Raw genomic sequence first — 24,183 nt, 5'->3', positions numbered from 1 at the left:
CCTCAGCGCCCGGCGAGGGCGGCGCGCCGGATCGTGGCGTCCACCAGCGCGAGCGCGTCCTCGGCGGTGCGGCCGGGGGCCCGGTTCCAGGGCCCGATGAGGCCGTGCCAGCCCCGGGAGCGCAGCTCGGCCATGATCCAGGCGCCGGACTCGTTCATGGTCGAGGCGCTGCCGTGGCCGAGCCGGTGGGCGGCGAGCAGCGCACCGCACAGACAGCGCGCGCCGCGCGCGTCGCGCAGCCGGTACGGGGTGTTCTGCCAGCCCCATTCGGTCAGCACCCGGCGCGCGTAGGCCAGGTGGACCGAGGGGCGCACGTCGGAACGGCCGATCCGGCGCCAGGCGTGCAGCCGGTCCGGGAGGACGGCCCCGATCCGGCCGGGCAGCGGCCGCTCGGCGGGCGGGGCCGGGGGCAGCGCGTCGAGCGCGTCGGCGACGAGCCGGTGCACCGGGAGGGAGAGGAGGGCGCGCCAGGCCTCGGGGGCGGGCTCCGCGCCGGCCGGGGCGGGTGCGAGCAGCCCCTCCAGGACGGCGCTCTCGTAGAGCCGGGCCGCCGCGCGGTCGAGGGCCTCGGGGTCGAGCGGCACGGCGGAGGGCGGGACGGCGGAGGGCGGGACGGCGGGCGGCAGGACGGGAAGCGACATTCCCACATGATTAGTGATGATTGTCCGGTTTGCCACATATGACCCCCCGTGTCGCCCGCCACTTCGGCCGGGGGCATTACGGCCCACAATTCCACAAAGGGAATGGGGCGCTCTATTCGGACATAGCACACCCAGTGACGCGACTCACTCCGCCCCTTCCGCGACGGCTCCCCGCTTCCCCACGGACCGTGCGGCGCAAGGGAATCCGGAAGCAGGACCGGAAGGGTCGATCTTGAATTCCGGCCGGTCGATCTTTGCCTTTCCTTTTCTCCCGCATTCACGTCTTGTTCCCCGCCGCATTCCTCGCCTACGGTCACCTCCATTCGGGCGGACCGCCGAATCCTGCCACCGCCCGGAAGACCTCCCATTTCACCCGACGGCAGGAGCGGGGGACCCACCACACCGCCGGTCCGGCCATCCGGAACGGCTCGGGGTGAAGCCGCGTGCGCGCGGCCGGACACCTCCCGTCCGAACCCGACAGCTCACCTCGCAGGCGCCGGAGAGGAATCCGTCATGCCCGCTCACGGCAAGCACCGCCGCCCCCGACGCCGCCCCGTCTCCCGAGGCATCGCCTTCGCGGGCACCGGCGGAGTCGCCCTCGCCCTGCCCCTCGTCGTGCCCGCCACGGCCGGCGCCCAGCCCGCCGCCCCGAGCACGGCGCCCCTCGCCGCGACCCAGGCCGTCCGCACCGCGGCCACCGCCGCCGTCCAGGCCCCCGCGGCCGCTCCCGCCGCGCCGGCCGCCCCGCGCGCCTACACCGTGGTGCAGGGCGACTCCCTTTCCCTGATCGCCCACCGAAAGGGAATTCAGGGCGGCTGGAAGTCGCTTTACCAGGCGAACAGGACGGCCGTGGGTGACAATCCGTCACTCATTCACCCCGGTCTCGAACTGACGATTCGTCGGGATTCCGCGAAGGCCGCCCCGGCCCAGCAGCCGAAGTCCCGCAAGGCGACGGCGAAGCCCGCCGCCTCCGGTTCCGCCGAACGGGCGAGCCGCTCCGCGCACCGCGCCGCCGCCCCCGCCGCGCAGACCCGCGCCGAGCAGCCCCAGGCGCAAACCGCGGCCGTCCGGGCCGTGCCCGCCGCCGCCACCCGGTACGCCGACAACCTCGACGGCTGGATCCGCGAGTCGCTGGACGTCATGGCCCGCTACGGCATCCCCGGCTCCTACGACGGCATCCTCCGCAACGTCATGCGCGAGTCCTCCGGCAACCCCCGCGCCGTCAACCTCTGGGACTCCAACGCCGCCAAGGGCACCCCCTCCAAGGGCCTGCTCCAGGTCATCGACCCGACCTTCGCGGCGTACCACGTGCCGGGCACCTCGCTCGACCCGTACGACCCCGTCGCCAACATCACCGCCGCCTGCAACTACGCGGCCGACCGGTACGGCTCCATCGACAACGTCAACGGCGCCTACTGACCCGTCCCGCCGGCCGCCGCCCCGAAGCGGCCGGCGAACCAGGCCGCCGCGAGCGCCGCCACCTCCTCCAGGGCCCCCGGCTCCTCGAAGAGGTGCCCGGCGCCGGGCACGACCGCCAGGTCGCTCTCGCAGCGCAGCAGCTCCCGCGCCCGCCGGTTGAGGCCGAGGACCGGCTCGTCGCGCCCGCCGACGATCAGCAGCGTCGGGGCCCGCACCCCGGTGAGCCGCTCCCCCGCCAGGTCGGGCCGGCCGCCCCTCGACACCACGGCGGCCACGTCGTCCCCCGGCTCGGCCGCCGCCCACAGCGCGGCCGCCGCGCCCGTGCTCGCCCCGAAGTAGCCCCGGGGCAGCCCCTCCGTCCCGGGCCCCAGGGCCGCCCAGGCGGAGGCGCGGGCCAGCCGCCCGGCGAGGAGCGGGGTGTCGAAGACCCGTTCCCGGTCGGCCGCCTCGTCCTCCGTCAGCAGGTCGAACAGGAGCGTCCCGAGCCCCGCCCCGTTCAGCGCCGCCGCCACCGCCCGGTTCCGCGGGCTGTGCCGTCCGCTCCCGCTGCCGTGCGCGAAGAGGACCAGTCCGCCGGCCTCGTCGGGCAGCGCCAGGTCGCCCGCCAGCACCGGCCCGCCGACCGGGATCCGTACGGCGGTGTGCCGGACCGCCGGCCTCCGCGCCGCCCGGCTCCGTTCCAGCAGGGTCACCACCTCGGCGTCCGGCGTCTGGTCGAAGTCCCGGTAGAACTGTCCGACGGCGGCGAACCCGTCGGGCGTCCGGGCCGCGACCGTCTCGTCGGCCTCGCCCCCGAGCCGGGCCGTCCAGCCGTGCGGCGCCACCGGCACCGCGAGCACGATCCACCCCGCGCCCCCGGCGCGCACCACCCGGCAGGCTGCCAGCGCGGTCGCGCCGGTGGCGAGCCCGTCGTCGACGACCACCACCGTCCGCCCGTCCAGCGGCGGCGGCTCACGGCCGCCCCGGTAGAGCCGGGCCCGGGCGGCCAGCACCGCCCGCTCCCGCTCCTCGACCGCGGCCAGCTCCCGCGCGTCCACGCCCGCGTCCCGCAGGATCCGCTCGTTGAGCACCCGCACCCCGCCCTCGCCGATCGCCCCCATGGCCAGCTCGGGCCGGCTCGGCACGCCCAGCTTCCGGACGAGGCAGACGTCCAGCGGCGCGGCGAGGGCCTCGGCGACCTCGGCCGCCACCGGGACCCCGCCGCGCGGCAGCCCCAGGACGACGACGTCACGTCCCTTGAGATGACCGAGCAGGGCGGCGAGCCGCCGCCCCGCGTCGACCCGGTCGGCGAAGAACATGAAGCGCCCCTTCCCGGTGGGCACCCCCCGCGCGGACCCGTCCGCTCCTCCAGGGTCCCACCACCCCAGGTCCGGGTCGACGGACGGCGGGCGGGTCCGGCCGGGACCCACGCCCCGCCCGGCAGCCCCCTCTCAGCCCGCGTCCCTCCGCACCACCGCCACCGGGCAGTCGGCGTGGTGCAGGAGGGCCTGGCTGACGGAGCCCAGGAGGAGACCGGCGAAGCCGCCGCGGCCCCGGGCGCCCATGACGAGCAGCTGGGCGCCCGCGCTCTCCTCCAGGAGGACCTCGCGGGGCCTGCCGCGCAGCAGGCGGGGCTCGGCGGTCGCCCCCGGGTGGCGTTCGGCGGCACGGGCCAGGGCCGCGTCGAGGACCCGGGCGGCCTCCGCGTGCACCTCCTCGGCGCCGTGGAAGAGGGGGGTGGGGTCGACCGGGCCCGAGCTCGGGGCCCACGCGTGGACGGCGACGAGCGCGGCGCCGCGCGCCCGCGCCTCGGCGAACGCGAAGTCGACGGCCGCGTCGGAGTCCGGGGACCCGTCGACGGCGAGGAGCACCGGCCCGTCGGGCTCCTCCCGGCCCCGCACCACGAGGACGGGGCACCGGGCGTGGGCGGCGAGGTGGACGGCGACCGAGCCGAGCACCAGTCCGGAGAAGGCACCGGTCCCCCGGCTGCCGACGACCACCAGCTCGGCACCCCGGGACCGGGTGGCGAGGACCACGAGCGGCTCGCCGGAGATCAGCTCGCCGGAGACCTCCGTACCGGGGGCCGCCGCCCCGGCCCGGGCCACGGCCGTGTCCAGGACGATCTGCGCCTGCCGCCGCAGCCCGCTCTCGGTGGGGCCGTACAGGGAGGGCTCCAGGCCGACGCGGAACAGCGGCCAGATGAAGGCGTGTACGACGACCAGCCGCGCGCCGCGCCGTCCAGCCTCCCGCGCCGCCGTCTCGACCGCCAGGAGCGCCGACGGCGAACCGTCCGTCCCGACGAGGACGAACGGCACGCCGGGCGCCTGCCCGCCGGTGCTCCGCGGTGTCGTGGCCCGTTCCTCGCTGCGCCCCATCGCCTGTTCTTCCTTCCGGTCGTGCTCCGCCGGTCGCGGGTGCCCTCGTGATCGAGTACACCCGTCGACTGCCCGGCCGGCCGGGCGCCACGCGGGCCGGAAGTCCCGTGCGGCCCCGCGGGAGGTCCCGGTCCCCGGGGTCAGGCGGCGAGGAAGGCCTCGATGGCCCGGGCGAGGTCCTCGGGCGCCTCCTCCGGCGGATAGTGGCCGGCCTCCGCGAGGACTTCGAGGCGGGCGTTGGGGTACCAGCGCAGCCAGGTCGTCTCCATCGCCTCGGCGCCGAGCGCCGGGTCGTGGGCGCCGACGACCAGCAGCACGGGCGTCGGGTTGTCGCGGACCCGCTCGTGGAAGTCGGGACCGGACCAGGAGTCGAGGTAGGCGCGGAACGCGGCGGTCGAGGAGCGGCTCACCGAGCGGTCGACGACGGCGTCGAGCCAGGGGCCGGGACGGCGGCCGCCCGTGGTGTGGTCGATGATCACCCGGCGGAGCGCCGGGTCGTCGGCGGCCCCGGCGAACAGCTGCCGGCTCTCCTCGTCCAGGGGGAAGCCCGCGGCGGAGACGGGCGAGATGCCGACGATCGAACGCACCCGGTCGGGCGAGTCGAGCAGCATCAGCTGGGCCGCCTTGCCGCCCATCGAGTGCCCGATGACGGAGAAGGAGTCCCAGCCGAGGTCGTCGGCGACGGCCAGGGCGTCCGCGGCCACCTCCTCCATCGTGTAGGCGCCCTCGGCGTCCCGCGCCTCGCCGTAGCCCCGGCAGTCGAGGAAGGCGTAGCTGCCCGCCGACCCGTCGAGGTGCGCGCGGAGCGGGTCGAAGCTGCTGCGGTCGCCGAACCAGTTGTGGAGGACGAGGGCCCTCTCCGGGCCGTCGCCGTGGACGTCGTAGGGAAGTACCCGGCCGATCATGGTGCCCCCTGGGCGCGAGGTGGTGGTGAGGACGATGGGGTCGTCCGCCCTCCCGGGACGGCGGCGGACGACGACCGAGTGTGACGGTCCGGAAGCGCCGGGTCAACAGCCCCGCGGGGGCGCTCCGGGATGCGGCGGGTTTCGGGGCGGGCGCATGCTGGCTGTGTGACGGCGCACGACCCGCCCCCCGGCACGCCTCCGCAGGCCCTGACGCAGGCCCTCGCGGAGGCGGCGACGGACGTGGTGGAAGCGGTCGGCGGATACGCCGGCGGGGTGTACCTGCGTTCCGGCACGCCGGGACTGCTGAGGCTCTCGGTACTGGCGGGGCTGCCGGGCGAGCTGTTCCGGCCCTGGTCGCGGATGCACACCAACCGGCCCTTCCCGGTCGCCGAGGTGCACCGGTCGGGGCAGGCGGTCTACCTGTCGGACGTCGAGGAGTCGATGCGGCGGTTCCCGCAGCTGGTGGCGAGCCTGCCCTTCCCGTTCTCCTCGCTGTACGTCCCCGTGGCCGCCGGCCGGGAGCGGTTCGGGGTGCTGGTGGTGCTGCGGCCGCCGACTCCGGGCCTGCCGGTCGGGGCGCGGGACCGGGAGCGGGCGACCCGGGTGGGCCTGCGGCTCGGGGAGGTGCTCGCGGGGCTGGCTGCGGCCGGCACGGACCTGCGCTGGCCGGGCGACCCGATCTGCGTCCAGCTGCCGTCGGGCTCGGTGCCGCCGGTGCGCTTCGGCTCCTTCGACTGGGACCTGGCGGCGGGGACCGTGACCATGGACGACGGGCTGCGGGCGATCCTCGGGGTGCGGGAGGGCGGACCGCTGCCGATCGAGGCGCTGACCTCGCGGCTGGAGCCGGAGGACGGCTACGCCCTGTGGGCGGCGGCCCGCCGGACCGGCACGGCGGACGGCGGCGGGGTGCGCCGGCTGCGCCTGAAGGGCCCGGACGGCGGGCTGCACCTCCTGGAGGTGTCGGCGCGCTCCCGGTTCGTCGGGGCGGACGGGCACGGGCATCTGGCGGGCGCCCTGGTGGACCTGGGCACGGGGCTGATCGGCTCGGACGCCACCGACCGGCTGCCGCGGGCCATCCTGGCCGTCGACCGGCTCGGCCGGATCACCTATCTGAACGACCTCACCGAGCGGCTGCTGGGGCGCCCGCGCGGGGCGCTGGCCGGGCGGCCGCTGTGGGAGGCGCTGCCGTGGTTCGCGCACCCCTTCCACGAGGAGCAGCTGCGGGCGGCGCTGCTGTCGAGCGAGCCGGTGCGCTTCCTGGCCCGCCCGGACGAGGGCCGGTGGCTGACGGTGTCGCTGTACCCGGGCCGGGACGGCGTGACCATGGTGCTGGTGCCGGAGGAGGAGCCGCTGCCCGAGGGGGCCGGCGCCCCGGAGGTGACCGTGCCCGCCTCCGTACCGCCGCCGCATCCGTCCCCGCCCCCGGCGCCGGTGCCGCGGCCGGGGGACGGGCTCGGGCCCGACGACACCCGGGCCGCGTCCCTCTACCGGCCGGTGGCGCTGGCGATCGCCCTGACGGAGGCGGTGACGGCGCGCCAGGTGTCGGCGGTGGTCACCGAGGAGCTGCTGCCGGCCTTCGGCGGCCGGCAGCTGGCGATCTACCTGCTGAGCGACCGGCGGCTCTACCTGGCGTGGGAGACGGGCTTCCCGCCCGGCTTCCTGGACCGGTTCGACGGTGCCCCGCTCGACGCCCGGGTGCCGGGGGTGGACGCGCTGACCAGCGGCCGGGCGCTGTTCTTCGAGTCGATGGAGATCCTGGGCCGGACCTATCCGGAGCTGCCGCTGGACGCGCAGACGGGGGCGCGGGCGTTCCTGCCGCTGATCGCCTCGGGCCGACCCGTCGGCTCGTGCATCCTGGGCTTCGACCGGCCGCGCGACTTCAGCGCGGAGGAGCGCTCGGTGCTCACCGCACTGGCCGGACTGATCGCACAGGCGCTCGAACGGGCGCAGCGGTACGACTCCGAGGCCGCCGTGGCGCGCGGGCTCCAGGACGCCCTGCTCCCGCACCGGCTGCCGGTCCGGGAGGGCGTGGAGACGGTCGGCCGCTATCTGCCGGGGACGCAGGGGATGGACGTGGGGGGCGACTGGTACGACGTGGTGGAGACGGCCCGGGGCGAGCTGGCGCTGGTGATCGGGGACGTGCAGGGCCACGGGGTCGCGGCGGCGGCGACGATGGGTCAGCTGCGGAGCGCGGTGCGCGCGTTCGCGCTGAGCGGGCTGCCGCCGCAGGAGGTCGTGCGGGGCACCAACCGGCTCCTGATCGACCTGGACCCGGGTCAGTTCGCGAGCTGCTGCTACATGGTCCTGGACGAGCGGACGGGCGAGGTGCGGGCGGTGCGGGCCGGTCATCCGCAGCCGCTGCTGCGCCGGCCGGACGGGACGGCGGAGGTGCTGGACGTCGCGGGCGGCGTGGTGCTCGGGGTGGACGCCCGTGCCGCGTATCCGGTGACGCGGCTGCGGCTGGAGGCGGGCGCGGTGCTGGCGCTGCACACGGACGGGCTGGTGGAGCGGCCGGGCGCGGACATCGACGAGGGCGTGGAGCGGCTGCGGCGGACGCTGGCGTCGACGGGGTCGCTGCCGCTGACGGAGGCGGCGGACCGGCTGATGCACGAGGCGGTGCGGGCGTCGGACCGGCCGGACGACATCGCGCTGCTGCTGGCGGCGCGCTGGTAGCGGCGCGGGCCGCTCACCCGGTCGGGTCGGCGCGCTGGTCGGCGCCGGCCGGCGCGGCGAGGCTGGGGAGGTCCGGGCCGTTCGGGCCGGACGGAGGGGACGGTCGCGCGGCGGCCGTCCGAGGCGAGGAGGCCCCGTGCAGCAGGACAAGCAGCCCGACTACCGGCCCGTGGTCTTCCGCGACCGCTCGGCGGGGTACGCGTTCCTGACCCGGTCGACCGCGACGAGCGCGCAGACGATCGAGTGGGACGACGGCAACACGTATCCGGTGATCGACGTCGAGATCTCGTCGGAGAGCCACCCGTTCTACACGGGCAAGGCGCGGACCGTGGACACGGAGGGGCGGATCGCCAAGTTCGAGCGGCGGTTCGGCGAGGGCGGCTGAGCGGCGCCCGGAGACCGGGGCGGTGGGAGTGGAGTCCGGTGGACGCCGCTCCCTCCGCCCCGTTCCGCGTGGTGTCGCGGGGAGTCGGGTCAGCCCTCGACGACGCCGGACTTGCCGACCTTGATGACGGCGCTGGTGGCGCCGGAGCGGGAGCCGAGGCCCTCGATCTTCTTGACGAGGTCCTGGCCCTCGACGACCTCGCCGAAGACGACGTGCTTGCCGTCGAGCCACTCGGTGACGACGGTGGTGATGAAGAACTGGGAGCCGTTGGTGTTGGCACCCGCGTTCGCCATCGACAGCAGGTACGGGCGGTCGTGCTTCAGGGTGAAGTTCTCGTCCGCGAACTTCTCGCCGTAGATGCTCTTGCCGCCGGTGCCGTTGCCGCGGGTGAAGTCACCGCCCTGGAGCATGAAGGCGGGGATGACGCGGTGGAAGGGCGAGCCCTCGTAGCCGAAGCCGTGCTGGCCGGTGGCGAGCTCGCGGAAGTTCTGCGCCGTCTTCGGGACGACGTCGTCGAACAGCTTGAAGACGATCCGGCCGGCCGGCTCGTCGTTGATGGTGATGTCGAAGAAAACGTTGTTGCTCATGGGGACATCCTGTCATTACCCGCGCACCGCGCGCGCACGGGCCGTCTCCCGGCGGGTCACGACGCGCCGGTGCCCCGCGCCGGCGGGGGCGCGGGGCACCGGGGACCACGGGGGCGGGGAATCAGCGGAGTCCCTGGGCCGAGCCGTCGGCGACGGTGCCCTCCACCGCCGTGACCGTGTCGTGGAGGACGGTCGCGGCGCCCTCGTCCTGGAGGACTCCGGTGGCTCCGCCGAGGCCCAGGGGGGTCTCCGCGGCGCTGGCCTGCGGGGGCGGGGTGACGAGGGCGGTGACGACGCCTGCGGCGAGGGAGGCGATGGCGAGCATGCTGCGCTTCTTCATGCCCTGGTCAACTACCGGGACGGCAAAGGGTTACGGGTCAGGCGCGGCCGTCGCGGGCGAGACGGCGCCGGACCCGGATCTCGTGGACGAGGCGGCCGACGAGGGCGCCGCCGTAGACGACGAAGCCGACGCCGACGAGCCAGGACTGGAGGACGAGGACGGTGCCGAACTGGCCGTAGGTGACGGCGTTGGAGGCGATCAGGGGCGAGAAGACGAACTGGGAGAAGACCCGCAGGCCGAGGAGGCCGAGGGCGGTCAGCACGGCTCCGGGCAGCAGGGCGCGCCAGCGGATGCGGCCGCACAGCAGGAAGCGCTGGGACCACCAGAAGAAGAGGAAGGTTCCGAGGAGGTCGCCGAGGGCGACGAGGGCGGTGACGCCGGCGGGGGCGTTCTCGGGGGCGGGGAAGGCGACGAAGAGGAGCAGGGCGGCGACCAGGACGGCGAGCCAGACGATGTGGCGCCACATGGTGTGCCAGCGGGCGGTGGGCAGGTCCCAGGCCCGCTCGTAGCCGGTCTGGACGGCGGAGCCGAAGGTGACGCCGAAGGCGGCGAGGGCGGCGAGGCCGAAGGCGGTGGTGCGCTGGAGCGCCTGGCCGGGCTGGCCGAAGAGCCGTTCGACCTCCTCCTGGGAGACCTCGGTGACGCCGAGGCCCTGGATGAGCCAGCGGGCGAAGCCCTGGCCGCTGGCGAGGTCGGCGGCGGCCACGACGATGAGGAGGGGGACGAGGGTGAGGAGGCTGAGCGCGGCGAACCCCATGGCGCGGTGCATGAGCTCCATGGCGCGGCCGCGGTTCCAGGCGAGTGCCGCGGGCGAGGCGAGCAGGCGGGCGTGCGACCGCTGGAACCAGGGGGCGGGTTCGGGCGGTTGGTGATCGCGCGGCGGGCCGGGAAAGGGGGGCATGTCAGGTCCGGTACCCGCCGGAGGCCGGGGTGCCGCAGCGGTGGGGCCGAACGGGTGGGCGCGGGGCTCCGGATGTGTCAGGTCGCGGCCCGGGCTCCCGGGCCGGGGGTGGCGGTGACCTCGCGGGCGGTGAGGAGCTCGGCGTCCTCGCCGGTGCACCGGACGACGACCTGGACCGGGGAGCCGCAGGCGGTGTGGTGGACGTCGAGGGCGGGGCCCGCGGGGTCGTCCGGGTCGCCCGTGTGGGCGTCGCCCCACTGCTTGAGGGCGAGCAGGACGGGCCAGAGGTCGACGCCCTTGGGGGTGAGGCGGTACTCGTTGCGGGTGCGGCTGCCGGGCTCCCGGTAGGGGACGGCGCGCAGGACGCCCGCGGCGACGAGCTTGCGGAGCCGGTCGGCGAGCACGGCCTCGGAGAGGCCGATGTGGCGGCGGAAGTCGTCGTACCGGCGGACGCCGTTGAAGGCGTCCCGCAGGATGAGCAGGCTCCACTTCTCGCCCACGAGGTCCAGGGTCCGGTGGACCGGGCAGTTCCGGGTGTCGGTCTCCAGCCACTTCATCGTCACACTCTAGCCACCTGGCTGCGTCGTTGACAGTCAGCTGACGCGCGGGCTAGCTTCGCGGTACAGAGCCAGCCGGTGGGCGGGCTGTCCCGGAACGACGGAAGTGGTGGTCATGGCACGGTCGCGGACGGTCGAGTGGGAGGACGCCGGGGCGACGGCGCGCGCCGCGGCCTCGATGGCGGGACTCGACTTCCTGCGCGAGATGATCGCGGGCAGGCTGCCGGGTCCGCCGATCGCGGCGCTGCTCGGCTTCACCCTGGAGGAGGCCGAGGACGGACGGGCGGTCTTCGCGCTGGAGCCCGGCGAGGAGCACTACAACCCGATCGGCAGCGTGCACGGCGGCGTCTACGCCACGCTGCTCGACTCGGCGGCGGGCTGCGCGGTGCACACCACGCTCCCGCTCGGCACCGCGTACACCTCGCTCGACCTGCAGACCCGCTTCCTGCGCCCGATCACGAAGGACACCGGCAAGGTGCGGGCCGTCGGCACGGTCCTCTCGCGGGGGCGGCGCACCGCGCTCGCGGAGGCGGGGCTGTACGACGCGCAGGACCGCCTCCTCGCGCACGCCACCAGCACCTGCATGCTCTTCCCGGTTCCCGGCCGGGAGGCGGCCGACGGCGCTCGCGCCTGACGCCCGCGCGCGCCCGTCCGGTCAGCGCTGGACGAGGACCGGGCGGGCGCGGGTACAGCGGTCCGGGGCCGCGTCGGGCGACGCGGTGGCCTGGAGGGCCGCGCTGACCAGGGTGGCGAGGAGATCGATGTCCGACCCGATGTCGAGCCGGACCGTCACCCAGCCGGACCCGGCCCGGAGCCGCACCGCGGTGGAGTTCTGGAGCGCGGGCCGCAGCCGGGCGACCATCGCGCGGGTGAGATGGACGTCGGCCTCGTGCTCGCCGTGGAAGTGGACGATCTCCTCCGTCGCCGTCCCGAGGCCGAGCTCCGCACCGCAGTGCGCGCTGCCACGCGTCAGCGAGGGCCAGCTCATCAGACGTTCACTGGCATGCCTGGCCGTGTTCATACGAGGAGCGTGCCGGGCCGCGGGGCGCGGCACAAGCGTCCTGGCGAAAGAATCCCGTCCAGGCCGGAAACAGTCGGTCGGAAGGGCCCGGATGACGACATGTCAGCACCCTGGGTGGGTGCGGCGCGGCGCTCCGTCACCGCCCCGGCCTCAGGCCGCCGGACGGGTGCGGACGCGGGTCGCGAGCACGGCGACGTCGTCCTCGGCGCGGTGGGCGTCGAGCCTGCTCAGCACCGCGTCGACGATCCCTTCCGGAGCGAGCTCCGACGGGAGCCGCAGTCCGGAGAGGCGGGCCAGCGAGGCGTCGATGTCCTCGCCCCGGCGCTCGACCAGGCCGTCGGTGAAGAGCAGCAGCGTGTCCCCCGGCGCGAGGGTGCGGGTGGCCGGCTCGTAGCCGCCCACGCCGGTGCCGAGCGGCGGGCCGACGGGCAGCTCCACGAGTCCGGCCGAGCCGTCCGGGCCGAAGACCGCCGGCGGGAGGTGTCCGGCGCTGGCGAAGGTGGCCGTGCCGCGGCCGGGGTCGACCCGGACCAGGAGGCAGGTCGCCGGGCGGCGGGCGCCGTCCTGCGCGACGACCGCGTCGAGGTGGCGCAGCACCCGGTGCGGCGGGAGGTCGGTGGCGGCGACCTCGCGGAGCGCGGTCCGGTAGGCGTTCATGTCGACGGCGGCGTCGAGTCCGTGGCCCATGACGTCGCCGACGACCAGCAGGGTGCGGCCGAAGTGGAGCCGTACCGTCTCGAACCAGTCACCGCCGACCAGGGCGCGCGGCCCGGCGGGCAGGTAGCGGCCGGCGATCTCCAGGTTGGGATGGGGCCGGCCCGGTTCGGCGACGAGCGCCCGCTGGAGGTGGAGGGCGGTGTCCTCGGTGGCGGCCAGCCGCCGCGCGTGCCGGATGTGCCGGGCCGCGAGACGGGCCGCCTGCCGCAGCACGACGAGGTCGTCGTCGCCGTACGGGGGCGCGGCGCGGGTCAGGGTGACCGTGCCGAGCGGCCGCTCGCGTTCCACGGCGAGCGGGACGCTGAGCGTGCACGCGGTCCCGGACGCGGGGAAGGACCCGGACCCGGGGACGGACGCGGGCTCCGTCCCGGACCCGGGGGCGTCGGCGACCGCCGGGAGGGCGGGGCCTCCGGGGCCGGGCGTCAGGGTGATCGTCGCGGTGCCGCCCGGGTGGCGGGCGAGGAAGGCGGTGAGCTCGCGGCAGGTGAGGGCCTCGTCGAGGGTCGTGCCGATCCGGCCGATCGCCTCCTCCAGCGCGGCCGCCAGGCGCCGCTCCGGCTCGACCGGCTCCGTTCCCCGCGTGCTCTCCGCCACGACACCTCCACCGCCGCGCGGCCACCGGGCGGGCCGCACGGCGCCCGCTCACCCCATTGCACCAGCGCGCGGCGTTCCGCGCGCGGCGCGTGCCGGCGCGCGGAAACGGTTGTGCCGCGATGCGGGATCTGATCAAGTACGACCAGAGGCTACCCACCGGTAGCACCGTCTTCGCTCCCCGGGGGGAATGCCATGGCGAACGGGTTCTTCGGCTCCGTCGACGAGGTCGCGGAGCGGCTCGCCGCGACCGGCTACCTGGCCTCCCCCGCCATCGCCACCACCGTCTTCCTCGCCGACCGGCTGGGCAAGCCGCTCCTGGTCGAGGGACCCGCGGGCGTCGGCAAGACGCAGCTGGCGAAGGCCGTCACGGAGGCGACGGGGGCGCGGCTCGTCCGGCTGCAGTGCTACGAGGGCGTGGACGAGGCCCGGGCGCTGTACGAGTGGAACCACGCCAAGCAGCTGCTGAGGATCACGGCGGGGCGGGGCGAGTCCTGGGACGAGGCCCGCACGGACATCTTCACCGAGGAGTTCCTGCTCCCCCGTCCGCTGCTGACCGCGATCCGCTCCGAGGAGCCGACCGTGCTGCTCGTGGACGAGACCGACAAGGCCGACGTGGAGGTGGAGGGGCTGCTCCTGGAGGTCCTCGGCGACTTCCAGGTGACCGTCCCGGAGCTGGGGACGATCACCGCCGCCCGGCGCCCCTTCACCGTCCTGACCTCCAACGCGAGCCGCGAGCTGTCCGAGGCGCTGCGGCGCCGCTGCCTCTTCCTGCACATCGGCTTCCCCGAGGAGGAGCTGGAGCGCCGGATCGTCGCGCTGAAGGTCCCCGGCCTCGACGCGGCCCTGGCCGCCTCGGTCGTCCGGGTCGTGGGGGCGCTGCGCGCGATGGACCTGCGGAAGGTCCCGTCGGTGGCGGAGACGGTCGACTGGGCGCGGACGCTGCTCGCGCTGGGCGCGGAGCGCCTGGACGAGCGGGTGGTGCGGGAGACCCTGGGCGTGCTGCTGAAGCACCAGGACGACATCGCGCGGGCCTCGGCCAAGCTCGACCTGGACGCGGTGTGAGCGCCGGCGCCGCGTCCGGTGCCGCGGGCGCGGACCCGGCCGACGGGCCCGTGGCACGGCTGACCGGGCTGGTGGCGGCGCTGCGCGACCACGGTTTCGGCATCGGCACCGGCGAGACCGTCGACGCGGGGCTCGCGCTGGAGGCGGTGGGCTTCGCCGACCGGGAGCGGGCGCGGGAGGCGCTCGCCGCGACCCTGCTGCACGGGGAGCGGCAGCGTCCCGTCTTCGACCGCGTCTTCGACCTGTACTTCCCGGCGAAGGTGACGGTGCCGGGGGCGGAGGCGGAGGAAGGCGCGGGGGCCGGCTCCGGGGACGGCGGCGCGGCCGGCCTCGCCGGGCTGCGCGAGCGCGTCGCGGAGGCGCTCGCCGCCGGCGACACGGCCCTCCTGGACCGGCTCGCCGCCGAGGCGGTCGCCGGCTACGGCGGCTACGGCTCCGGTCCCGGGACCGACGGCTGGTCCTCGTACCGGACGCTCTCCCGGCTGCGCCCCGAGACCCTGCTCGCCCGGGTGCGGGCCGCGCGGACGGCCGCCGGGCGGGCCCCGGACTTCACCGACCGGCTGCTCGACGACGAGATCCGGCGGGCCGTCGAGGACTTCCGCGAGCGGGTGCGGACCGAGGCCCGGCGGCGGGTCGCCGACCGGCAGGGGCGCGACCGGGTGGCCCGGCGGGCCGTCGCGGGAACGGCGGACCGGGTGGACTTCCTGCTGGCCGGCCGCGAGCAGCTGGACGAGCTGCGCCGCACGGTGCGGCCGCTGGCGCGGAAGCTGGCCACCCGGCTCGCGGCCCGCCGGCGCCGGGCCTCGCGCGGTGAGATCGACCTGCGCCGGACGCTGCGGGGCTCTCTGTCGACCGGTGGCGTGCCGGTGCGGCCGGTCATGCGGCGCCGCCGGCCGGGCCGCCCCGAACTGGTGCTGCTGTGCGACGTCTCCGGCTCCGTCGCCGGCTTCGCCCAGTTCACGATGGTGCTGGTGCAGGCCCTGCACGACCAGTTCGGGCGGGTGCGGGCCTTCGCCTTCGTCAACCGGGTCGACGAGGTCACCGGCCTCCTCGCCCGGGGCGCGCCGGACCCGGCCGGGCTCGGCGAGCGGATCCTCGCGGAGGCCTCCCTGACCGGCTGGCACGGGCAGAGCGACTACGGCACGGCGCTCGACGGCTTCGTCGAGCGGTACGCGGACGCGCTCGGCCCGCGCACGGTCGTCCTCGTGCTCGGGGACGCCCGCACCAACCGCGCCGACCCCCGCCCGGAGTCGCTGCGGCTGATCGCGGAGCGGGCCCGCCGGGTGCACTGGCTCAACCCGGAGCAGCCGTCGCTGTGGGGCACCGGCGACTCGGTGGCCCCGCTCTACGCCGGGCTGGTGGACATGCGGCCCTGCCGTGACGCCCGTCAGCTCGGCGAGCTGATCGGCCGCCTGCTCCCGGTCTGACCCCGGCGAACGCCGGCGCGGCGGAACCCGCCCGAAGCACGCGCGGGCGCGGTCCGGCCGTGGCAGGATCGGCGCATGACCACGACCGGATCCGACGGCCCCGCGACCGACTTCCCGCGCGGTGTCGGCGCGCCCGCCACCCGGGCCCTGGCCGCGGCCGGCTACACCCGGCTCGACCAGCTCGCGGGCGTGCCGGCGGCCGAGCTCGCCGCCCTGCACGGCGTGGGCCCCAAGGCGCTGCGGGTGCTGGGCGAGGCGCTGGCCGAGCGGGGACGCTCGCTCGGCTGACCGCCCTCCCGCCGGGTGCCCGGCCCGCGGGGCGTCCCCGGACGTCCCGGCTGTACGGCCCCGGGGCGGGCGAAATAGCCTGGGGCCCATGGAACTCCTGGGAGACATCGCCCCCGACCGACCGCTGCTCGTCCTCGCCGTCAAGGAGGAGGCGCAGTTCTTCGACACCACCCTGCCCGTGCTCCTCACCGGCATCGGCAAGGTGAACGCGGCGACCGCGCTCGCCACGGTCCTGGGCGGGGGAACGCGTCCCTCGGGCATCGTCAACCTCGGCACCGCCGGTGCCCTGCGCCCCGGCTGGACGGGCACCCACGTCGTCGGCACGGTCCTCCAGCACGACCTGGACGGCGAGCTGCTCGCGACGCTGACCGGCGAGACGTACGGGGCGCCGATCGCGCTCCCCGACGGCGGTGACGTGGTCCTCGCCACCGGGGACGCGTTCATCTCCGACGAGGCCGCCCGGGGTCGGCTCGCCGAGCGGGCGCCGCTGGTCGACATGGAGGGGTACGCCCTGGCCGCCGCCGCGGAGCTCGCCGGGGTCCCGCTGCGGATCGTCAAGCACGTGAGCGACGAGGCCGGCGAGGGCGCCGACCGCACCTGGCGCGAGTCGGTCGCCGCCTGCTCCCGCGAGCTGGCCGACTGGGCGGCGGCGCACGTCCCGGCGTACCGCTTCTGAGAGCGGACCCGCCCCGGGGCGGGCGGGGGTCACGGGTTCTGGAAGTGGACCTCCGGGTTCTTCGGGCTCGGGCCGTCGAGGAGGCGGCCCGGCGCTCCGCGCAGGTGGCGGTCGAGGAAGGCCGCCACGTAGGCGCGGGTGAGGGCGACGGCGCGGTCCGCGGCGAGGTCGGGGGCGGGCAGCCCGAAGTGCCGTTCGACCAGCGGGAAGTCCGTGAAGGTGGCGTGCGTGGCACCGGCCACGGTCAGCCACCGCTTCCAGCCGTCGAGGGCCGGCCACGTGCGGTCCCAGCTGGTGTCCTCGCCGCCGGGCAGGTGGACGGAGTCGTGGGTGCCGAGCATCAGGAACGGGCGGCCCCGCAGCCCCTCGGGCGGCAGCTCCTCCCAGAAGGCGCCGTCCATGTCGATCCCGGCGTCGACCCTGCGGTCGGCGACCATCGTGGTGGCGGCGCTCGCGCCGCCGATGGAGTGGCCGGCCATCCCGATCCGGCGGGCGTCGATCGTCCGGGCGTACCGCCAGACGGGCGCGGGGCCGGTGAGGCGGTCCAGGACGAAGCGCATGTCGGCGGCGCGCGTCGTCGTCACGACGCTGCCGGGCACGCCCTCCTCGTCGAGGGCCGTGCAGGCGACGCAGCCGAGCGTCTCGCCGCTGGGCAGGGTCGTGCCGAACGACTCGTAGGCGTGGTCGACGGAGGCGACGACGTAGCCGCGGGAGGCGAGGTCCTCGGCGAGGTGGGTGAGCGTCCAGCGGGAGACGGAGAAGCCGGGCGACAGCAGCACGAGGGGGTGGCGTCCGGGTGCGGGGCGGACGTCGCTCCTGCTGTGCGTGCGGGTGGCGGCGAGGACCTCGGCGGGGATGGCGGCGCCCGCTCCGAGTCCCTCGGCCAGGCGGCGCGCCTCCTCGCGGGTCGCGTAGGGGGCGCGGGGGCCCGCGCCGGGCCGGGCGGCCGGGTAGTGGACGGTCACCATGAGGCGGCGCCCGTCGGCCGCCGGCACCCACGGGTCCGTGCGGGAGCGGTCGACGAGCGGGAGGACGGTGCTGCCGACCGGGTGCGGTCCGGTCGGGGCCGGCAGCGCGAACGGCGTCACGGGCGCGGTGGCCTCCTCCGGGGCCGAGGCCGTGGCGGCGGCGGCGCCGGACAGGGCGAGGGAGCAGGCGAGTACGGCGGCCGCGGCCGCCCGGGTGAGTCGCTTCACGCGGGTCACGCTAGAAGCACTCCCCCGGGCGCCGCGTCCTCCTCAAGGCGTACTCAACCCGCTTCATCCGAGGGGTAGTTCGAGGTAGGAAGCGGCCTCGGGCGGCGAACCGAGGGCCGTCCGCGTCCAGGTGACGGAGGCGTCGCCGTAGAGGGGGTCCTTGCTGTCGACGACCAGCATGAGGCGGTGGCCGGCGGGGACGTCGTACGCGGCGGCCTGGAGGCACCAGGTGACGGTGGTGTCCCGGCCGGGCGCCAGGTCGTGGACGTTCAGCGGCTCGTGGGTGACGAGGTGCGCGGTGCCGTCCTCGGCGACGTCGAAGAGGTGGGCGACGAGTCCGGTCGAGGCGGCGGTGGAGCGGACGGTCAGGCGGAGCCGCGGCACGCCCCGGATCCGGCGCCCGACGGGGCCTCCGCCGGGTGCGGAGAGGGGCTCGGTGGCCCAGGCGAGGGCGTGCCTGCGGTCGATCTTGCGGGTGTCGTAGACCTTGGGGCTGCCCTTCCACTCGGCCTGCCCGGTGCGGAGCGGTTCGTCCATCGCGGTGGCCTCGGTGTCGACCCCGGCGAGGAAGGTGCGCCGCCATCCGGTGGTCCCCTCGGCCGGCTCCGCGGGCACGAGGCGTCCGTCGGCGCCGCCGGCGCCGTCGCCGGTGAGGCCGAGGACCTCGTGTCCGGTGGTGACGTCCTGCCAGGTGGGGCGGGACTCGCGGACGGCGGGGACGACGATCCGGCGCGCGGCCGGGTCCGGGGCGGGCCCGGTGACGTAGGTGAACATCACCTGGGCGCACACCTCGTCCCACTCGCCGACGCCGTTGCGCTCGCCCTTGAGGTGGTGGTCGAGCCAGGCGTAGGCCTCGTCGAGGACCGGGTCGGGTCCGCCGGGGGACGCGCCGAGCAGGCCGGCGCCCTCGGGGGCCCCGTGGTCGCCGATCCACAGGTTGAGCCGCTTGGGGACGCGGAGCCGGTCGAAGGCGGCGACGGTCTGGTTCACCGCGAAGAGGCTCTCGTGCCAGGTGTGCGAGCAGAAGGTGGGGGTGGCGTGGTCGTCGGTGAGGTCGGTGTACGTCTCCGGGGAGCGCCGCTCGGCCCAGCGGACGACGGCGTCGAGGTTCCGGTCGTTCAGGAGGTCGTCGAGGATCCGCCGGTTCTCCTCGTCGAACCTCTCCTCCACGGGCCCGCCGGTGAGGCCGATGAGGGCCTTCACGGCGGCGAGGTGACGGGTCCGGTGGGCGTAGAGGCTGGTGGCGAGGTTGCCCCAGGTGCTGAGGGCGGCGACGGCGGCGACGCGCTCGTCGTGGGCGGCGACGAGCCGGCCGATCCCGGAGCCGTACGACGCGCCGAGGAAGCCGGTGACGGCGGGGGCGAAGTGCTCGATGCCGAAGTCGACGAGGGTGGAGCCGTCTGCCACGTCGTACGGTCCGGCGACGTCGACGCGCCCCTCGGAGGTGGTGGGGAGGCCGGGGAGGCCGAGGCCGCGCGGCGTGTAGGCGAGGACGTGGTAGCCGCGCAGGGCGAGGGCGAGGCAGGCGCCGGGGAGGAGTGCCCAGCCGTAGGGGGTCCAGCCGGCGGGGACGACGACGAGGGGGTGCGGCCCGGGACCGAGCTGCCGCAGGCTGAAGGCGGAGAGGCGGAGCCCGTCGGTGGTCTCGACGCGGTGGTAGCCGGGCAGGGCGAGCCCGCGCACCCGGGCGATCCTTTCGGCGAGCGCGGCGGGGAGCGACCCTTCGGGGGGCGTTCCGTCGGCGAGGAGGGCGGTGACGACGGTCTGGCCGAACCGGACGGCCTCGGGGTGGACCGTTCCGCCCGGGGCCCAGAGGCCCTCGGCCGCGACGCGTGCCGCGTCGGCCTCGGTGAGCACCGCCCCGAGTCCGGGGAATCCCGGGAACGCCTCGGAAGGGCCGTCGGTGGTGGGGAAGGACTGGGGCACGTGCACCCGCTCCTCTCGCCTGGGGCTGGCCGTTCGTCCTGGGGACGCACGCAAGCCTCACGTATCGGGAGGGGAGCGGCCAGAGCGCACGAAGGGCGCACGGGGCACGGAATGGGGCGCCGGCGCAGCGGACCGCCCCGGAGCCGGCGTCCGGGGACGGAGGGTGCCCTTCCGCGCTCCTGTCACCGGGAGGCCGGGGGCGTTCCGGCCTCTTCGGTGCGGGCGACGAGCAGGGCGGCGACGTCGTCGTCGAGGGCCCCGGCGCCGTAGGCGGCGAGGTCCCGGTGGAGCAGTTCGGGGACCTGGGCGGAGGGGACCGCGGACCACTGGCGGGCGCGCTCCTCCAGGGGGTAGAAGACGCCGGCCCGGTCCCGGGTCTCGCTGACGCCGTCGGTGTAGAGCAGCAGCCGGTCCCCGGGGGCGAAGGGGAACTCCTCGACGCGGTGGCGGGAGTCGGCGAGGCCGGCGAGGTTGAGGGGCAGCGAGGGTTCGGCGACCTCCACGGTGGTGATCTCGCCGCCGTGCTGGAGGAGCGGCGCGGGGTGGCCGCAGTTGAGGAGGCGGGCGGTGTCGCGGTCGTCGGGGAGTTCGACGAGGACGACGGTGGCGAAGCGCTCGGCGGCGTCGGATTCGGGGTCCCAGGCGGCGTAGCGGGAGAGGCCCTCGTCGAGCCGGTCGGCGAGGGCGGGGAGGTCGGGGGCGTCGTACGCGGTGGAGCGGAAGGCGCCGAGGAGGACGGAGGCGGTCTCCACGGCGCCCAGGCCCTTGCCCTGGACGTCGCCGAGCATGATCCGCACGGCTCCGGGGATCTTCACGGCCTCGTAGAAGTCGCCGCCGATGCGGGCCTTCGCCGCGGCGGCGACGTACAGCAGGTGGAGTTCGGCGTGCCCGAGGCGGGGCGGCAGCGGGCGGAGCACGACCCGCTGGACGACGTCGGCGACGGCGGTCACCTCGGCGAGGTCGCGCTCGTTGCGGGTGCGGACGGCGCTGACCCAGGCGGAGGCGGCGGTGATGCCGAGGATCAGGCCCTCGCTGGCGAGGAGGTCTTCGGGTTCGCCCCGGGCGACGACGAGCAGCGCCCGCAGCGCCATGGCGACGAGGCCCATGCCGATGGTGCCGTACACGCCCCAGGTGGCGGCGGCGAGGGCCGGGACGGTGATGAGGAGCCGGTCGACGCGGTCGGCGTCGGGGGTGATCAGGTCGGCGACGACGACCAGGACCATGACGAGGACGGGCAGGGCGCGGCCGAGGTTGAACTGGGTCCGGGTCCCGGTGGCGGGCCGGGGCCGGGGGCCAGCTGCGTGCATTTCATGATCGTACGCAGAACGGGCGGCGTGCCCGGTGTGCCGCGGACCGGCGTGTCCCGGGCCCCCGGCCGCCGGTCGCCGCCGGGAGGGCGAGGGCGGCGGGCAGGGTGAGGGCCGCGAGCAGCGCGAGGACCGGGAGCGCCGCACCGCGCGCCGGGACGAAGCCGCCCGCGGGGACGAGGGCCAGGAGGAGGGCGGCGGTGGCGGTACCGAGGGCGGGACCGGTGTTCATCGCGGTCTGCTGGAGCCCTCCGGCGACCCCGGCGTGTGCCTCGGGGGCGTGGCGGACGACGGCGGCGGTCGCGGTGACCATGAGGGTCACGAAACCGGCGCCGAGCAGGGCCGCCCCCGTGCCGGTCGCGACGGCGCCCGCGTCCGTGTCGAGCCGGGCGAGCACCAGGACGCCGCCGGTGAGCAGCGCGCCTCCCGCGAGGGCGACCGTCCGGGGACCGAAGCGGCGCGTGAGCGGCGGGCAGAGCGCGGCGCCGCCCACCATCAGGGCGGCGAGCGGGAGGAGGCGGAGCGCGGTGTCCAGCGGGTCGAGGCGCTGCGTCTCCTGGAGGAAGTACGTGAGGACGAAGAGGGTGCCAAAGAGCGCGGCGGAGGCGGCGAGCAGCGCGCCGAGGCCGGCGGCCACCGGCCGGCTCCCCAGCAGCGCGGGCGGCAGCAGCGGGTCCGCGGCGCGCCGCTCGTGGCGGACGAGGGCGAGGGCGGCGGCCGCCGAGGCGGCGAGGGTGACGGCGGCCCGGCCGCCGGCGCCGGGGTGCGGGAGGGTGACGAGTCCGTGGACGAGGAGGCCGAGCGAGGCGGCGAGGAGCAGGGCGCCCAGCGGATCGCCGCCCGCGCGGGCGCGCGGCGGGCCCTCCGCGCGGCGGGGCCCGCGGACGGTGAGGGCGAGGAGACCGGCGGCGAGCGTCGGGGGCACGCCGAGGAGGAAGACCGCGCGCCAGCCGTACGCGGAGACCAGGGCGCCGCCGAGCAGGGGGCCGGCCGCGGCGGCGAGCCCGATGGCGCCGGTGCGCAGCGCGAGGGGCCCGGTGAGCCGGTCCGGCGGGCAGGCGGTCCGGAGCATGCCGAGGGTGGCGGGCTGGAGCAGGGCCCCGCAGATCCCCTGGAGGACGCGGAGCAGCACGACGGTGCCGATGTCCGGGGCGAGGGCGATCGCGGCCGACACGGCGGCGAAGCCGAGGGAGCCGAGGGCGAAGACCCGGTGGTGGCCGTGGCGGTCGCCGAGCCGCCCGGCGAGGACGAGGAGGCTCGCGACGGCGATCAGGTAGCCGGTGCCGGTCCACTGGACCTGGGCGACGCCGGTGTGCAGGTCCCGCTGGAGCTCGGGCTGGGCGAGGGTCAGGACGGTGCCGTCGAGGGCGACGACGGCGGCGCCCGTGACGCTGCAGGCGAGGGTGCGGGCGGGCGCGGCGGTCCGGGTGGCGGTGGTGGTGCTCACGGGCTGCTCTCCGCCGGGCCGAGGTGGGCGTCGAGGGCGGCCCGGACGAGCGGCTCGGGGTCGTCGGAGCCGGTGGCGAGCGGGAGGCTGCCCCAGTGGCGGAGCTGGGCGAGGCCGTGCAGGTTGGCCCAGAGCGCGCCGGCGGCGGCGACCGGGTCGGCGCCGGGGCGGAGTTCGGCGACGAGGGCGGTGAGGCGGGCGAAGAGCGGCAGGCTGGTCTCCCGCAACCCCGGCCGACCGCTCTCCAGCAGGTCGTGACGGAACATCAGCTCGTACATGCCGCGCCGCTCGTCGGCGTGGGCGAGGTAGGCGCGGGCGAGGGCCTCGATCCGCGCGCGGGGACCGGCGGCCGTCCCGGTGGCCTCCCGGTCGGCCTCGGCGGCGCGGGCGGCGAGTTCGGCGAAGCCCTCGCGCGCGATGGCCGAGAGCAGGTCGAGGTGGGTGGGGAACCAGCGGCGGGGTGCTCCGTGGGAGACCCCGGCGCGGCGGGCGATCTCGCGCAGGGAGAGCGCCTGGGCGCCCTCGGCGTCGACGAGGGCGACGCCGGCCCGGACGAGCCGCTCCCGCAGTCCGCCGCGGTCGGCCTCGCCACCGGGCGGAGTCCCTCCGTCGGGCGGGGCCTGGGGACGGGTGCGGCGGCCGGAGTGATCCTGAGGTGCAGGGTGAGACATGGACACTGTCTACCAGTCCGCGTAGACACTGTCTACGGATCCTCATAGACAGTGTCTACGGCCTCGGTGATCCATCGGCTACACTGGGGACAGCGAAGGGGAGTAGCCCTGCGAACCGGTCGTCGACACACTGGAGCCCCCGGGTTCCCGGTGACCGGGTCCGCGCACGACGCGGACGGGCGAGACCTTCGGCCAGGCATCACCGCGCCCGCACCTCCGTGGGCGTGGTCCGTCATGCCGGGCCGAGTGGTCCTCCCGTCGCCCACCGAGGTGTCGTGCGGGGCCGCGGGGCCCGGACCGAGCAGAGAGCGCCGGTATGCACCTCGACCCCTTGGCGATCGTCACCGCCTTCGGGCTCATCTTCCTCGCCGAGCTTCCCGACAAGACGATGTTCGCGTCGCTCGCCATGGGCACGCGCATGCGTCCCCTGTACGTGTGGTTCGGCACCTCCGCGGCCTTCGCGGTGCACGTCGCCATCGCCGTCGGCGCCGGCAGCCTCCTCGGGCTGCTCCCCGGCTGGACCGTCAAACTCGTCTCCGCGCTGATGTTCGGCTTCGGCGCGTTCATCCTGCTGCGCGGCGGGGGCGACGACGACGAGGAGGACGCGGGCGGCAAGACCGTCACCGGCTTCTGGCCGGTCTTCTCCACCGCGTTCATGGCCGTCTTCATCAGCGAGTGGGGCGACCTCACGCAGATCACCACGGCCAACCTCGCCGCCACCAACGGCACGGCGTCGACCGCGATCGGCTCCTTCCTCGCCCTCACCTCGGTCTCCGCCCTGGCCCTGGTCGCCGGCCGCTTCATCGCCAAGCGCGTCCCGCTCAAGACCGTCCAGCGCGTCGGCGGCGTCTGCATGGCGGGGCTCGCGATCTGGTCGCTCGTCGAGGTCTTCACCGGCTGACCGCCTCCGGCCGCTCCCCCTCCGGGGCCGTACCCGCGGCAGCGCGGGTACGGCCCCGGAGCGGTATCCCGGAGCCGTGTCCCGCTCTCCGCCCCCGCCCGTCCCTCGCCCCCCCCCCCGGATCGCCGCGGCCGTCTTCCGATCCCGGCGCGCGGCGGCGAGCCTGGCTGCGAGCGTGCCCGCGATAC

24 protein-coding genes and 1 riboswitch are annotated in these 24,183 nt (G+C 76.2%); of the genes, 9 read left to right on the top strand and 15 right to left on the bottom strand.

Annotation, left to right across the window (positions count from 1 at the left end):
- Positions 1-2 precede the first annotated feature (2 nt).
- On the bottom strand, positions 3-641 hold the full coding sequence (locus tag IE287_RS22640) for a DUF6197 family protein (protein WP_229883653.1): 639 nt from the start codon (positions 639-641) through the stop codon (positions 3-5).
- Between the two features lie 351 nt (positions 642-992).
- Positions 993-1,150, top strand: a riboswitch (cyclic di-AMP (ydaO/yuaA leader).
- Between the two features lie 4 nt (positions 1,151-1,154).
- Here IE287_RS22640 and IE287_RS22635 point away from each other — a divergent pair.
- Complete coding sequence (locus IE287_RS22635; protein WP_189850982.1) at positions 1,155-2,060, top strand: transglycosylase SLT domain-containing protein; 906 nt, start codon at positions 1,155-1,157, stop codon at positions 2,058-2,060.
- On the opposite strand, the gene IE287_RS22630 is transcribed toward IE287_RS22635, so the two are convergent.
- From IE287_RS22630 to IE287_RS22620, 3 genes are all read right to left on the bottom strand, one after another.
- Positions 2,054-3,358: a phosphoribosyltransferase family protein gene (locus IE287_RS22630; RefSeq protein WP_189850981.1), complete on the bottom strand. Its 1,305-nt coding sequence runs from the start codon at positions 3,356-3,358 to the stop codon at positions 2,054-2,056. The two genes, IE287_RS22635 and IE287_RS22630, sit on opposite strands and share 7 nt — an antisense overlap.
- Before the next feature lie 132 nt (positions 3,359-3,490).
- A complete protein-coding gene (locus tag IE287_RS22625) occupies positions 3,491-4,414 on the bottom strand; it encodes a universal stress protein (protein ID WP_189850980.1) in 924 nt (307 codons plus the stop codon).
- Between the two features lie 140 nt (positions 4,415-4,554).
- A complete protein-coding gene (locus IE287_RS22620) occupies positions 4,555-5,319 on the bottom strand; it encodes an alpha/beta fold hydrolase (protein WP_189850979.1) in 765 nt (254 codons plus the stop codon).
- 129 nt (positions 5,320-5,448) lie between these two features.
- Here IE287_RS22620 and IE287_RS22615 point away from each other — a divergent pair, with 129 nt between their 5' ends.
- Both IE287_RS22615 and IE287_RS22610 read left to right on the top strand, forming a co-directional pair.
- Complete coding sequence (locus IE287_RS22615) at positions 5,449-7,992, top strand: SpoIIE family protein phosphatase (RefSeq protein WP_189850978.1); 2,544 nt, start codon at positions 5,449-5,451, stop codon at positions 7,990-7,992.
- 136 nt (positions 7,993-8,128) lie between these two features.
- Complete coding sequence (locus IE287_RS22610; protein ID WP_189850977.1) at positions 8,129-8,377, top strand: type B 50S ribosomal protein L31; 249 nt, start codon at positions 8,129-8,131, stop codon at positions 8,375-8,377.
- Positions 8,378-8,466: 89 nt separating this feature from the next.
- Here IE287_RS22610 and IE287_RS22605 read toward each other — a convergent pair whose 3' ends face one another.
- From IE287_RS22605 to IE287_RS22590, 4 genes are all read right to left on the bottom strand, one after another.
- A complete protein-coding gene (locus IE287_RS22605) occupies positions 8,467-8,964 on the bottom strand; it encodes a peptidylprolyl isomerase (RefSeq protein ID WP_189850976.1) in 498 nt (165 codons plus the stop codon).
- 121 nt (positions 8,965-9,085) lie between these two features.
- Positions 9,086-9,304 (bottom strand): hypothetical protein, encoded by a 219-nt coding sequence (locus tag IE287_RS22600; protein ID WP_229883652.1) that lies wholly within the window; start codon positions 9,302-9,304, stop codon positions 9,086-9,088.
- A gap of 37 nt (positions 9,305-9,341) precedes the next feature.
- Entirely contained in the window at positions 9,342-10,205 is an 864-nt protein-coding gene (locus tag IE287_RS22595) for a YhjD/YihY/BrkB family envelope integrity protein (RefSeq protein WP_189850975.1), read from the bottom strand.
- A gap of 77 nt (positions 10,206-10,282) precedes the next feature.
- A complete protein-coding gene (locus IE287_RS22590) occupies positions 10,283-10,762 on the bottom strand; it encodes a winged helix-turn-helix transcriptional regulator (RefSeq protein WP_189850974.1) in 480 nt (159 codons plus the stop codon).
- Between the two features lie 115 nt (positions 10,763-10,877).
- On the opposite strand from IE287_RS22590, the gene IE287_RS22585 reads away from it, so the two are divergent.
- Entirely contained in the window at positions 10,878-11,396 is a 519-nt protein-coding gene (locus IE287_RS22585; protein ID WP_189850973.1) for a PaaI family thioesterase, read from the top strand.
- A 21-nt stretch (positions 11,397-11,417) separates the two neighbouring features.
- On the opposite strand, the gene IE287_RS22580 is transcribed toward IE287_RS22585, so the two are convergent.
- The gene (locus IE287_RS22580; RefSeq protein ID WP_229883651.1) at positions 11,418-11,783 is read right to left on the bottom strand and encodes a luciferase domain-containing protein; all 366 of its coding nucleotides are present in this window, start codon (positions 11,781-11,783) and stop codon (positions 11,418-11,420) included.
- A gap of 150 nt (positions 11,784-11,933) precedes the next feature.
- Positions 11,934-13,094 (bottom strand): PP2C family protein-serine/threonine phosphatase, encoded by a 1,161-nt coding sequence (locus IE287_RS22575; RefSeq protein ID WP_189850972.1) that lies wholly within the window; start codon positions 13,092-13,094, stop codon positions 11,934-11,936.
- 192 nt (positions 13,095-13,286) lie between these two features.
- On the opposite strand from IE287_RS22575, the gene IE287_RS22570 reads away from it, so the two are divergent.
- From IE287_RS22570 to IE287_RS22555, 4 genes are all read left to right on the top strand, one after another.
- Positions 13,287-14,156 (top strand): AAA family ATPase, encoded by an 870-nt coding sequence (locus IE287_RS22570; RefSeq protein ID WP_189850971.1) that lies wholly within the window; start codon positions 13,287-13,289, stop codon positions 14,154-14,156.
- Positions 14,153-15,583, top strand: coding sequence for a VWA domain-containing protein (locus IE287_RS22565; RefSeq protein WP_189850970.1), 1,431 nt, complete (start codon positions 14,153-14,155; stop codon positions 15,581-15,583). Before IE287_RS22570 ends, IE287_RS22565 begins: the two co-directional genes overlap by 4 nt.
- A 75-nt stretch (positions 15,584-15,658) precedes the next feature.
- A complete protein-coding gene (locus IE287_RS22560; RefSeq protein ID WP_189850969.1) occupies positions 15,659-15,871 on the top strand; it encodes a helix-hairpin-helix domain-containing protein in 213 nt (70 codons plus the stop codon).
- Positions 15,872-15,959: 88 nt separating this feature from the next.
- Positions 15,960-16,547, top strand: a complete 588-nt coding sequence (locus tag IE287_RS22555) for a nucleosidase (RefSeq protein ID WP_189850968.1) — start codon at positions 15,960-15,962, stop codon at positions 16,545-16,547.
- Between the two features lie 29 nt (positions 16,548-16,576).
- Here IE287_RS22555 and IE287_RS22550 read toward each other — a convergent pair whose 3' ends face one another.
- The 5 genes from IE287_RS22550 to IE287_RS22530 all read right to left on the bottom strand — a co-directional run bounded on the left by IE287_RS22550 (position 16,577) and on the right by IE287_RS22530 (position 23,094).
- A complete protein-coding gene (locus tag IE287_RS22550) occupies positions 16,577-17,743 on the bottom strand; it encodes an alpha/beta hydrolase family protein (RefSeq protein WP_189850967.1) in 1,167 nt (388 codons plus the stop codon).
- A 63-nt stretch (positions 17,744-17,806) separates the two neighbouring features.
- Entirely contained in the window at positions 17,807-19,669 is a 1,863-nt protein-coding gene (locus IE287_RS22545; protein ID WP_229883650.1) for a CocE/NonD family hydrolase C-terminal non-catalytic domain-containing protein, read from the bottom strand.
- Between the two features lie 182 nt (positions 19,670-19,851).
- Entirely contained in the window at positions 19,852-20,976 is a 1,125-nt protein-coding gene (locus tag IE287_RS22540; protein ID WP_189850966.1) for a PP2C family protein-serine/threonine phosphatase, read from the bottom strand.
- A gap of 1 nt (position 20,977) precedes the next feature.
- Positions 20,978-22,423, bottom strand: a complete 1,446-nt coding sequence (locus tag IE287_RS22535; protein ID WP_189850965.1) for an MFS transporter — start codon at positions 22,421-22,423, stop codon at positions 20,978-20,980.
- On the bottom strand, positions 22,420-23,094 hold the full coding sequence (locus IE287_RS22530) for a TetR/AcrR family transcriptional regulator (RefSeq protein WP_189850964.1): 675 nt from the start codon (positions 23,092-23,094) through the stop codon (positions 22,420-22,422). Before IE287_RS22530 ends, IE287_RS22535 begins: the two co-directional genes overlap by 4 nt.
- 316 nt (positions 23,095-23,410) lie before the next feature.
- On the opposite strand from IE287_RS22530, the gene IE287_RS22525 reads away from it, so the two are divergent.
- Positions 23,411-23,995, top strand: coding sequence for a TMEM165/GDT1 family protein (locus tag IE287_RS22525; protein ID WP_189850963.1), 585 nt, complete (start codon positions 23,411-23,413; stop codon positions 23,993-23,995).
- Positions 23,996-24,183: the final 188 nt, after the last annotated feature.

It is taken from the genome of Streptomyces omiyaensis (assembly GCF_014650895.1).
Classification (GTDB): Bacteria; Actinomycetota; Actinomycetes; order Streptomycetales; family Streptomycetaceae; genus Streptomyces; species Streptomyces omiyaensis.
Note: the sequence above shows the minus strand (reverse complement) of the source record. Positions and strands in the feature narration are given on the sequence as shown.

What these genes read in the sequence shown, in the direction of transcription:
- IE287_RS22640 (WP_229883653.1), bottom strand. Translation starts at nt 641, where the DNA reads ATGTCGCTTCCCGTCCTGCCGCCCGCCGTCCCGCCCTCCGCCGTCCCG.
- IE287_RS22635 (WP_189850982.1), top strand. Translation starts at nt 1,155, where the DNA reads ATGCCCGCTCACGGCAAGCACCGCCGCCCCCGACGCCGCCCCGTCTCC.
- IE287_RS22630 (WP_189850981.1), bottom strand. Translation starts at nt 3,358, where the DNA reads ATGTTCTTCGCCGACCGGGTCGACGCGGGGCGGCGGCTCGCCGCCCTG.
- IE287_RS22625 (WP_189850980.1), bottom strand. Translation starts at nt 4,414, where the DNA reads ATGGGGCGCAGCGAGGAACGGGCCACGACACCGCGGAGCACCGGCGGG.
- IE287_RS22620 (WP_189850979.1), bottom strand. Translation starts at nt 5,319, where the DNA reads ATGATCGGCCGGGTACTTCCCTACGACGTCCACGGCGACGGCCCGGAG.
- IE287_RS22615 (WP_189850978.1), top strand. Translation starts at nt 5,449, where the DNA reads ATGCGGCGGGTTTCGGGGCGGGCGCATGCTGGCTGTGTGACGGCGCAC.
- IE287_RS22605 (WP_189850976.1), bottom strand. Translation starts at nt 8,964, where the DNA reads ATGAGCAACAACGTTTTCTTCGACATCACCATCAACGACGAGCCGGCC.
- IE287_RS22600 (WP_229883652.1), bottom strand. Translation starts at nt 9,304, where the DNA reads ATGAAGAAGCGCAGCATGCTCGCCATCGCCTCCCTCGCCGCAGGCGTC.
- IE287_RS22595 (WP_189850975.1), bottom strand. Translation starts at nt 10,205, where the DNA reads ATGCCCCCCTTTCCCGGCCCGCCGCGCGATCACCAACCGCCCGAACCC.
- IE287_RS22590 (WP_189850974.1), bottom strand. Translation starts at nt 10,762, where the DNA reads ATGAAGTGGCTGGAGACCGACACCCGGAACTGCCCGGTCCACCGGACC.
- IE287_RS22585 (WP_189850973.1), top strand. Translation starts at nt 10,878, where the DNA reads ATGGCACGGTCGCGGACGGTCGAGTGGGAGGACGCCGGGGCGACGGCG.
- IE287_RS22580 (WP_229883651.1), bottom strand. Translation starts at nt 11,783, where the DNA reads ATGAACACGGCCAGGCATGCCAGTGAACGTCTGATGAGCTGGCCCTCG.
- IE287_RS22570 (WP_189850971.1), top strand. Translation starts at nt 13,287, where the DNA reads ATGGCGAACGGGTTCTTCGGCTCCGTCGACGAGGTCGCGGAGCGGCTC.
- IE287_RS22560 (WP_189850969.1), top strand. Translation starts at nt 15,659, where the DNA reads ATGACCACGACCGGATCCGACGGCCCCGCGACCGACTTCCCGCGCGGT.
- IE287_RS22555 (WP_189850968.1), top strand. Translation starts at nt 15,960, where the DNA reads ATGGAACTCCTGGGAGACATCGCCCCCGACCGACCGCTGCTCGTCCTC.
- IE287_RS22540 (WP_189850966.1), bottom strand. Translation starts at nt 20,976, where the DNA reads ATGCACGCAGCTGGCCCCCGGCCCCGGCCCGCCACCGGGACCCGGACC.
- IE287_RS22530 (WP_189850964.1), bottom strand. Translation starts at nt 23,094, where the DNA reads ATGTCTCACCCTGCACCTCAGGATCACTCCGGCCGCCGCACCCGTCCC.
- IE287_RS22525 (WP_189850963.1), top strand. Translation starts at nt 23,411, where the DNA reads ATGCACCTCGACCCCTTGGCGATCGTCACCGCCTTCGGGCTCATCTTC.